The sequence below is a fragment of the Vagococcus fluvialis bH819 genome, assembly GCF_900163795.1.
Classification (GTDB): Bacteria; Bacillota; Bacilli; order Lactobacillales; family Vagococcaceae; genus Vagococcus; species Vagococcus fluvialis_A.
In genome coordinates this window covers 454,907-462,389 of record NZ_FWFD01000008.1, presented here as the reverse complement: position 1 = coordinate 462,389, position 7,483 = coordinate 454,907, and the positions used below count along the sequence as shown (strand labels likewise).

The window sequence follows — 7,483 nt, the reverse complement described above, 5'->3', positions numbered from 1 at the left end:
TAAGTTTCTTAGCGCCGATGGTAGTGAAGGGTTTCCCTTTGTGAGAGTAGGACGTCGCCATGCTGTATGTGTTTTTTTTTATTTATAAAGCGTTCTATTAGTTAATATAAAAATATCAAATTGCATTAAAGAAAGCAGTACAAGTCACTAAGATTTGTACTGCTTTCTTTTCTATTTTTGTTTTCCTTTTAAAATTATCTGGGTAACATTAAAATTATGATCAAGAGTAATTAGATCAGCGTCGTAACCTTCTTTTATTTGTCCTATATTTTGATATGACAGAAGTGTTGAAGGTGTCTTAGTTGCCATAGTAATACTATCTCCTAGAGGTATTTTCATGTCAGAACTAATTTTTAAAGCTTGGTTCATTGTTACTGTGCTAGAAGCAAGTGTTCCGTCTTTGAGTCTGGCTACTCCATTATTGACAGTTACTTCATGTCCTCCAAAATAGTATTGTCCGTCACCTACACCCATTGCTTGAAGTGCATCAGTAATCAATACCATATTTTGAGCCTGCTTAGATTTATGCATAAGTCGAACCATTCCAGGATGTAAATGAATGTTATCTATAATTGCCTGAATGCTTACTCGATCGTCTTCTAAAGCGGCTACTGTTATGCCAGGCTCTCTATGATGTATGACTGGCATTGCGTTACAGCAATGAGTTATATGATTGACACCAAGGTCAAATGCCTGTTGTCCCTCTTCGTAAGTTGCATTAGTATGTCCAGCGGCCACGGTAATCTTTTGCTCAACTAAATATTGAATTACCTCATCTGCACCAGGTAATTCTGGAGCAATAGTTACCATTTTAATCAGTCCGTCAGCTAAATCTACTATTTTTTTAATTTCTACTAAATCAGGTAAGCGTAGATGTTTAGGATCCTGCATGCCTTTTTTTTCTGGATTAAGGTATGGTCCCTCTAAATGTATTCCTAAAATTTTTGCCCCTTCTTCTTTCCCGATAACAGCCTTAGTTGCTTCTATCATTTTTATAAGTTGCTCTAATGAAGAAGTTACTGAGGTTACTAAAAAGCCTGTACAACCTGTTTCTAAGCATTTTTTGGACACTTCTTGAATACTTTTAGTGGTGCCATCCATCATATCGTAATGATTAGCACCGTGAATATGAACATCAATCATACCTGGAATTAAAAGTTGATTCTTTATGTCTATAACTTGATTAAAATCGGCAGGATTCAATTTATTTATTGTTTTTTCTATTTTAGAAATCAAGTTATCAGTAATTGCTATATCGACATATTCTTCTTTATTTTCTGTTATTATTTTTGCGTTTTTTAGTAAGGTTTTCATATATGTTTAGCATCCCCTATTTAGTTAGTATTTTGATATTATGTGTTATTAATTTATTTTCTATTTCTTTTGGTAAATCTTTGTTGGTAATGAGTGTATCGATATTTTCCCAGTTTATTTTGAAAGAGGTTGTTTGATTTATTTTACTGTCATCGACTAGTAAGATAATTTTTTTTGCTTGCTGTCTTAGTTGTTGGTGTAATTCTATGTCGTCTAATTCATCAAAGAATATTCCCTCCTCAGAAATTCCAGATGCGCCGATAAAAGCTATATCAAAGTAAAAATGAGTTAATTGAGACATAATCATCGGCCCATTGAGTAAATGGGATTTAGGTTGATAATAGCCACTAAGCAGGTAAACGTTATTTTTATTTTCAGAGAAACTGATGGCATTGTCGACTGAATTAGTGACAAAAAGGTTTGTTTTATAAGTGTTATCTTGTCCTAGTAGTTCGATTGTAGTTGAGACATCTAACCAAATAGTCTGATTTTCTAGGATGAGTTGTTGTGCTTTTTTTATTATATTTTTTTTTGCTTGGCTGTTTTTTACTAATCGATTTTGATATTCTGTGATCTGTTTTTTTATTATGGGAAGTTGTATCCCTCCTTTCGTTCGTTCGACAAGATCTTTTTCTAATAATTTTAAAATATCTCTTCTAGCTGTATCTTTGGAAATATTAAAATATGTCATGAGTTCTTCTTGTTGAATGTGTTCCTTTTTTTCGAGTAAGGTAATGATTTCAAGGAGTCGTTCATTTTGGTTCATTTTCTTACCACCTTATAATTTTTTGTGATCTCTAGAGATTAATACATAAGTATTTATAAGTTTTATTAAGTTTAATATACGATATTTTATGTTTTTTTACAAATGATAAGGTAATTATCTTGACTTTAATAAAGAACACAGATAATATTATTATCAAATTCTAATATTTCTAATCTTATTCTAATGAAAAAAGGGGAGACAATTTATGAAAATGAAGCGAATAGTTCAGGGGATGATGGTAGCATCTTTAACATTATTAGTTGCGTGTGGTAATAATGAGTCAAAAGATAAGAAGGATACCAAAAAAGAGAGTAAAACTGAATCAAAAACATTAAAAGTAGTCGAATCTGCTGAATTACCAACAATGGATTTATCTAAGGCGACAGATGTGGTGAGTTTTTCTGCTATTAGCCAGGTAATGGAAGGACTATACGAGTTTGCTGATGATAGTACGAGTCAGCCAGCTTTGGCTAAGTCGGTAGTTGAACCAACAGATGAGGGTAAAAAGTACACGATCGAATTAAAAGAAGACGGTAAGTGGAGTAATGGAGATCCTGTAACAGCTCATGATTTTGTCTACTCATGGCAACGTTCAGCGGACCCGAAGACTGCTTCTGAGTATGCTCATTTATTTGAAGGTTTTAAAAATTACGAGGCAATCAAAAAAGGAGAGAAAGCACCAACTGAATTAGGTGTTACGGCAAAAGATGATTATACTTTAGAAATTGCGTTAGATCATCCGATTCCATACTTAAGTTCTCTTTTAGCTAAGCCGACTTTCTATCCTCAACATCAAAAGACGGTTGAAGAAAAAGGAGATAAGTATGCGACAAGTAGTGAGAATTTAGTTTACAATGGTGCGTTTAAACTAGCTGATTGGGATGGAACGAATATCTCATGGAAGTATGTAAAAAATGATCAGTACCGTAAAGCAAAAGAAGTTAAATTAGATGAGATTGATGTCCAGGTGGTTAAAGAAAATGGAACGAGTTTAAATATGTTCCAAGCTGATGAAGTGGATATCATTCAAGTGAAGGGTGAGTTTGCACAACAACAAGCAGATAATAAGGATCTAGTAATCCGAGAGTATCCGTCAACTTATTATTTACAATATAATCTTAAAAATAAATTAGTTGCTAACAAAAATGTCCGTGAAGCAATTACGTATGCGATTGATTCGGAACAGTTAGTTAATAGTATTTTAGGGGATGGCTCTAAAGTTATTGAAGGCTTTGTTCCAACGGGAATTACTAATCCTGAAACAGGAAAAGACTTTGCTAAGGAATCTGGCAAGTTGATAAAATCAGGAAGTAAAGAAGCTAAAGCGGCATGGGCCAAAGCTAAAAAAGAGTTAGGTAGTGAAAAGCTAGAATTTAGCTTACTAGCGTCTGATACAGACTTAGCTAAGAAGACAGCAGAGTACTTACAGGGAACGCTTGAAGGTGAGTTAGAGGGTCTAAAAGTAAATGTTAGCACGGTTCCATTTGCCAACCGTTTAGATAAAATGTCTAAGGGTGATTTTGATGTCGTATTAGCAGGTTGGGCAGCGACATTTGGTGATCCTTATGATTTCTTACAGCTGGCTAATACTGGAACGGTTCAAAATTATGGTAAGTGGGAAGATGAAACCTATGCTAAACTTTTAGAAGAGTCTTCGACAACTTATTCTAATGACAATGCCAAACGTTGGGATACGCTGATTGAGGCTCATAAACGCATGATGGAAGAATTACCTTATACACCTCTTTATCAAAGTAGTGAGAGTTTCTTAGTTAAACCTGAGGTCAAAAATTTGGTTTACCGAGCGTTAGGTAGTCCGTATTATAAAAATGTTTCAAAAGAGTAAAGTGAAGATCCTTACTCTAATAATAAAAAAAGCCGATTCTTATTTTAAGAATTGGCTTTTTTTTCTTCTTTTCTTTTAGAAATTATGGAACCGGCACTAGCGATAATTAATAGAATACCAATCATGAAAAAATAGAAGCCGTCCATCTTGAATAGGACGAGCTCTGTTCCAGAAACTAAACCGATGATTAATATGATAAGTCCTGCAACAAGTCCTACTACTTCAAATTTATATTGTTTAATAAAATCCATTTTGTCACCTCAATGTGGGGGAATTTTTATTATAATTACTGTTAGCTTATAATAAAGTATGAGCCTTATGTTCATTTTAGTACTTTATGAATTGAAAGTAAAGATAGTGTCAAAATAGGAAGGGTTGTTGGCAGAAAAATAGAAATTATTCCAAAACGTTTAATGATTCGTTCTTATAGAGAAAGTGAGTGGGGAAAGTAAAGAGAAGTTGATTTTTAAGTCAGCTTTCCTAGAAAAAAAGTTTAGTTTGTGGTATTTTAAACAAAGTGATTCATTAAAAAAATGTATAAGGAGATTGGGATAAATGAAGAAAAGTACAGTATTGTTAGGTCTTTTGGCTGCAGTTTCAGTGGTGTTAGTAAGTTGTGGAACTGAAAAGCCAGCTAAAGAATCTACAAAAGATAAAAAAGAGGAAAAAAACTTATCTCTTAGCGTAGGAACCATGCCAGCAGTAGATAGTTTGCCTGTTTATATTGCAGATAAAAAAGGTTTCTTTAAAGAAGAAGGCTTGGATTTAGATTTACAAAGTTTCAAATCACCCAAAGATCGTGATGCGGCTTTATCAAGTGGGAACTTAGATGGCGCTAATACGGATTTAATCGCTTTAAGCACGTATCTACAAGGTGGTATGGACGTGAAAGTGGTTAGTCAATCCATTGGCAATTTTTCGATTTTAACTGGAAATGATGAGATTAAAAATTTAGCTGATTTAGAAGGTAAAAAAGTGGGGCATTTGAAAAACCAAGCACCTTACTACTTTTTAAATGAGGCTTTGAAAAAAGAAAACATTGACCCTAGTAAAGTTGGATATGAAGAAGTTCCTCAAATTCCAGTTCGAATTGAGTTAGTTAAAAATCAAAAATTAGATGCAACGGTTGTTCCTGAACCTTTTAGAACGATTGGTCTTTCTAGTGGGTTGAAAGAATTAGGTAATAGTAGTGAGATGGGGATTCATGCTACTGTATTTGGCTTTACAGCTGAGAGTTTGAAAGATAACAAAGAGGCAGTTGAAGCGTTTTACCGTGGTTATAACAAAGGTGTGGACTACATTAATGAGCATAAATTAGATGATTACTATGATGTGTTAAAAGAAAAAATTGGTTTTACAGATGAAATTAAAGACCAAGTGAAATTACCTGAGTATACACATGCTAAACAAATTGAAGAAGAGCAGTTAACGAATGCTTTTAACTGGTCTGAAGAGCAAGGGATTTATAAAAAAGAATTTAAGGCTTCAGATATTTTAAGTCCATTATTAAAGGATTAATCCATGTTAGAAATTAAAAATATAACCACTGCTTACTATGAGCAAGTGGTCTTAAAAAATATTGATTTAGAAGTCAAAAAAACTGAGATTTTGGCATTGATTGGCCCTAGTGGTACGGGGAAATCAACGTTGATTAATAGTATTACCAATTTGCATCCAATTGTTTCAGGAGATATTTTACTGAATGGTCAAAAAATTGACACGAAAAAACAAACGATTGGTTGGATTCCTCAAAATTATGGGTTACTACCATGGAAAACCGTGGCGGATAACATTAATATGGGATTGAAAATTAGAGGGAAAGTAGCAAGTGAGAAAGCAACGTTTGAAAAATTAGTTTCTGAGCTTGGATTAGGAGAATTACTAAAAAAATACCCACACCAACTTAGTGGTGGGCAACAACAACGGGTGTCAATTGCTAGAGCGATGGTCATGAATTCCGATTTATATTTACTAGATGAACCATTTTCAGCCCTTGATGCTATCACACGGGAAAAGATGCAGGCTCTTTTTTTAGATGAATGGCAGAAACGACAAGCCCCAACGATTGTGATTACTCATGATGTGGAAGAGGCAGTTTTCTTAGGGAGTAAAATTGCCTTATTGTCTGGAAAACCTGGGGAGATAATTAGGATTTGGGACAACCCAAGTTTTTCATTAGCTCTTGAAGAGAAACGCTTGAGTGACTCCTTTTATCAAACTATTCAAGAGATAAGAGAGGTGCTGACCGGGTATGACAAAGAAAAATAGAGGAATACATGCTCTACTTGCCTTTTTAATCTTAAATACTCTGTGGGCTTTAGCTAGTTGGCGTTTGAAGCAAGAGATGCTACCAAGTCCTGTGACTGTATATCAGCACCTTTTTCAAATGGATATGGCAAACTTAGGGTTACATGTTTATAATAGTTTGGTTCGCTTATTTTGGGGTATGTTAATCGCAGTAGTCCTTGGTTTTGGTATTGGTCTTTTAATGGGGCGTGTGGAAATCATGAATCGTTTACTTGATCCGATTGTTTATCTAACCTATCCCATCCCTAAAATTGCGTTATTACCAATTATTATGCTGTTATTTGGTTTAGGAAATTTATCTAAAATTATTTTGATTACGCTGATTGTGGTGTTTCAAGTGATTTTATCTGTGCGAGATGGGATTAAGGCGATTCCTGAAAGTTACTATAAAAATCTGCAAGTGCTAGGAGCAAGTTCGCTACAGCAATTTGTAGAAATTACCTTACCAGCAGGTGTTGCTTCAATTTTAAGTGCGATTCGAATTGCCTTAGGAACAGCGATTGCGATTCTTTTCTTTACCGAAGTTTACGGTACGCAATTTGGACTGGGGTATTTTGTAATGGATGCTTGGGGGCGACTTGATTATTTAGATATGTATAGTGGTATTTTGGTGTTAAGTGCTGTTGCCTTTCTGCTGTTTTTAGGAATTGATTTACTAGAGAGACGACTGTTGAGATGGCGTGAGAGTATATAGAATAAGAATCTACTTTTAGGGTAACCTCTGGAAGTGGATTTTTTCTTTTCTCTTACTTGGAGTTAAACGCCTTTTTCATCACTCTTGATAGTCTGGATTCAAAAGGCAACTCCTACGACAACTTCAAAACTTAAAAAAAGTCCCAAGAGCACGGACTATTTTTAAGTTCCTCCAGTTGCTTGGAGTTAGACGCCTTTTTCATCACTCTTGATAGTCTGGATTCAAAAGGCAACTCCTACGACAACTTCAAAACTTAAAAAAAGTCCCAAGAGCACGGACTATTTTTAAGTTCCTCCAGTTGCTTGGAGTTAGACGCCTTTTTCATCACTCTTGATAGTCTGGATTCAAAAGGCAACTCCTACGACAACTTCAAAACTTAAAAAAAGTCCCAAGAGCACGGACTGTTTTTAAGTTCCTCCAGTTGCTTGGAGTTAGACGCCTTTTTCATCACTCTTATATTAAATATTAATGAGTGTTTTGTTTTAGATCTTTGGGTAAAAATAACAAAAAAATAGATTTAACTATTTTTTTCGTTTGATTGTAAAAAAGATAGCGG

At 34.5% G+C, this 7,483-nt stretch carries 7 protein-coding genes; 4 read left to right on the top strand and 3 right to left on the bottom strand.

What is annotated here, in order from left to right; genetic code table 11:
- Positions 1-171 precede the first annotated feature (171 nt).
- Both nagA and FM121_RS06285 read right to left on the bottom strand, forming a co-directional pair.
- A complete protein-coding gene (nagA, locus tag FM121_RS06290; protein WP_086951307.1) occupies positions 172-1,314 on the bottom strand; it encodes an N-acetylglucosamine-6-phosphate deacetylase in 1,143 nt (380 codons plus the stop codon).
- A gap of 16 nt (positions 1,315-1,330) precedes the next feature.
- A complete protein-coding gene (locus tag FM121_RS06285; protein WP_086951306.1) occupies positions 1,331-2,080 on the bottom strand; it encodes a DeoR/GlpR family DNA-binding transcription regulator in 750 nt (249 codons plus the stop codon).
- A gap of 205 nt (positions 2,081-2,285) precedes the next feature.
- Here FM121_RS06285 and FM121_RS06280 point away from each other — a divergent pair, with 205 nt between their 5' ends.
- Positions 2,286-3,926: a peptide ABC transporter substrate-binding protein gene (locus FM121_RS06280; protein WP_256958415.1), complete on the top strand. Its 1,641-nt coding sequence runs from the start codon at positions 2,286-2,288 to the stop codon at positions 3,924-3,926.
- 44 nt (positions 3,927-3,970) lie between these two features.
- Here the strand turns inward: FM121_RS06280 and FM121_RS06275 are convergent, their stop codons facing one another.
- Positions 3,971-4,177, bottom strand: coding sequence for a hypothetical protein (locus FM121_RS06275; protein ID WP_086951305.1), 207 nt, complete (start codon positions 4,175-4,177; stop codon positions 3,971-3,973).
- 304 nt (positions 4,178-4,481) lie between these two features.
- On the opposite strand from FM121_RS06275, the gene FM121_RS06270 reads away from it, so the two are divergent.
- Genes FM121_RS06270 through FM121_RS06260 form a run of 3 tightly spaced genes read left to right on the top strand, consistent with a single transcriptional unit; the run spans position 4,482 to position 6,927 of the window.
- Entirely contained in the window at positions 4,482-5,444 is a 963-nt protein-coding gene (locus FM121_RS06270) for an ABC transporter substrate-binding protein (protein ID WP_086951304.1), read from the top strand.
- A gap of 3 nt (positions 5,445-5,447) precedes the next feature.
- On the top strand, positions 5,448-6,194 hold the full coding sequence (locus FM121_RS06265) for an ABC transporter ATP-binding protein (protein ID WP_086951303.1): 747 nt from the start codon (positions 5,448-5,450) through the stop codon (positions 6,192-6,194).
- Positions 6,178-6,927 carry an ABC transporter permease gene (locus FM121_RS06260; protein WP_086951302.1) on the top strand — a complete coding sequence of 250 codons (750 nt, stop codon included), beginning with the start codon at positions 6,178-6,180 and terminating at the stop codon, positions 6,925-6,927. The genes FM121_RS06265 and FM121_RS06260 overlap by 17 nt, the downstream gene beginning before the upstream one ends.
- The last annotated feature ends 556 nt before the right edge of the window (positions 6,928-7,483 follow it).

What these genes read in the sequence shown, in the direction of transcription:
- nagA (WP_086951307.1), bottom strand. Translation starts at nt 1,314, where the DNA reads ATGAAAACCTTACTAAAAAACGCAAAAATAATAACAGAAAATAAAGAA.
- FM121_RS06285 (WP_086951306.1), bottom strand. Translation starts at nt 2,080, where the DNA reads ATGAACCAAAATGAACGACTCCTTGAAATCATTACCTTACTCGAAAAA.
- FM121_RS06280 (WP_256958415.1), top strand. Translation starts at nt 2,286, where the DNA reads ATGAAAATGAAGCGAATAGTTCAGGGGATGATGGTAGCATCTTTAACA.
- FM121_RS06275 (WP_086951305.1), bottom strand. Translation starts at nt 4,177, where the DNA reads ATGGATTTTATTAAACAATATAAATTTGAAGTAGTAGGACTTGTTGCA.
- FM121_RS06270 (WP_086951304.1), top strand. Translation starts at nt 4,482, where the DNA reads ATGAAGAAAAGTACAGTATTGTTAGGTCTTTTGGCTGCAGTTTCAGTG.
- FM121_RS06265 (WP_086951303.1), top strand. Translation starts at nt 5,448, where the DNA reads ATGTTAGAAATTAAAAATATAACCACTGCTTACTATGAGCAAGTGGTC.
- FM121_RS06260 (WP_086951302.1), top strand. Translation starts at nt 6,178, where the DNA reads ATGACAAAGAAAAATAGAGGAATACATGCTCTACTTGCCTTTTTAATC.